We start from the raw sequence: 1,313 nt of genomic DNA on the forward strand, positions 1-1,313 counted from the left end.
CTAAGGTAGCGAAATTCCTTGTCGGGTAAGTTCCGACCTGCACGAATGGCGTAACGACTTCCCCGCTGTCTCCAACATCGACTCAGCGAAATTGAATTGCCTGTCAAGATGCAGGCTTCCCGCGGTTAGACGGAAAGACCCCGTGCACCTTTACTACAGCTTCACACTGGCATCAGGCACAACATGTGCAGAATAGGTGGTAGGCTTTGAAATCAGGACGCCAGTTCTGATGGAGCCTCCTTTGAGATACCACCCTTGTTCTGCTTGATGTCTAACCGCGGTCCGTTATCCGGATCCGGGACCCTGTGTGGCGGGTAGTTTGACTGGGGCGGTCGCCTCCTAAAGAGTAACGGAGGCGCGCGAAGGTTGGCTCAGAGCGGTCGGAAATCGCTCGTTGAGTGCAATGGCAGAAGCCAGCCTGACTGCGAGACTGACAAGTCGAGCAGAGTCGAAAGACGGCCATAGTGATCCGGTGGTCCCGAGTGGAAGGGCCATCGCTCAACGGATAAAAGGTACGCCGGGGATAACAGGCTGATACTGCCCAAGAGTCCATATCGACGGCAGTGTTTGGCACCTCGATGTCGGCTCATCTCATCCTGGGGCTGGAGCAGGTCCCAAGGGTACGGCTGTTCGCCGTTTAAAGAGGTACGTGAGCTGGGTTTAGAACGTCGTGAGACAGTTCGGTCCCTATCTGCCGTGGGTGTAGGATACTTGAGAGGAGTTGCCCCTAGTACGAGAGGACCGGGGTGAACGATCCACTGGTGGACCTGTTGTTGCGCCAGCAGCAGTGCAGGGTAGCTATGATCGGACAGGATAACCGCTGAAGGCATCTAAGCGGGAAGCCCCCCTCAAAACAAGGTATCCCTGAGGACCGTGGAAGACCACCACGTCGATAGGCCGGAGATGTAAGTGCAGCAATGCATTCAGTTGACCGGTACTAATTGTCCGATAGGCTTGATTTGATCCAGTAATAGCAAGGCTAATACTGGTCAGAAGCATACACACACATGCTTGACTTGGAATTTTGGTTTTTCCTCGGTTTGGTGGTCACAGCGCCAGAGAAACACCCGATCCCATCCCGAACTCGGCCGTTAAGCTCGGTTGCGCCGATGGTACTGCGTCTTAAGACGTGGGAGAGTAGGTCACCGCCAAACCTAGAAAAAACCAAAAAAACGTATCTCTCAGATCGATGACAATCCAAGCCTCAGAACAAAAACACTGAGGCGCCTAAATGGCGCGGGATGGAGCAGCCCGGTAGCTCGTCAGGCTCATAACCTGAAGGTCGCAGGTTCAAATCCTGCTCCCGCAACCAA

1 tRNA gene and 2 rRNA genes (1 of these 3 cut by a window edge) are annotated in these 1,313 nt (G+C 54.2%); all 3 read left to right on the plus strand.

Going from position 1 to position 1,313, the window contains the following annotated elements:
* A 23S ribosomal RNA gene (locus CLM58_RS00150) occupies nt 1-962 on the plus strand (it extends 1,866 nt beyond the left edge of the window).
* 77 nt (nt 963-1,039) lie between these two features.
* Nucleotides 1,040-1,154: ribosomal RNA gene (gene rrf, locus CLM58_RS00155) — 5S ribosomal RNA — on the plus strand.
* 81 nt (nt 1,155-1,235) lie between these two features.
* Nucleotides 1,236-1,312 (plus strand) — tRNA-Met (locus tag CLM58_RS00160).
* Nucleotide 1,313: the final 1 nt, after the last annotated feature.

The organism is Actibacterium pelagium (assembly GCF_002285415.1).
GTDB lineage: Bacteria > Pseudomonadota > Alphaproteobacteria > Rhodobacterales > Rhodobacteraceae > Actibacterium_B > Actibacterium_B pelagium.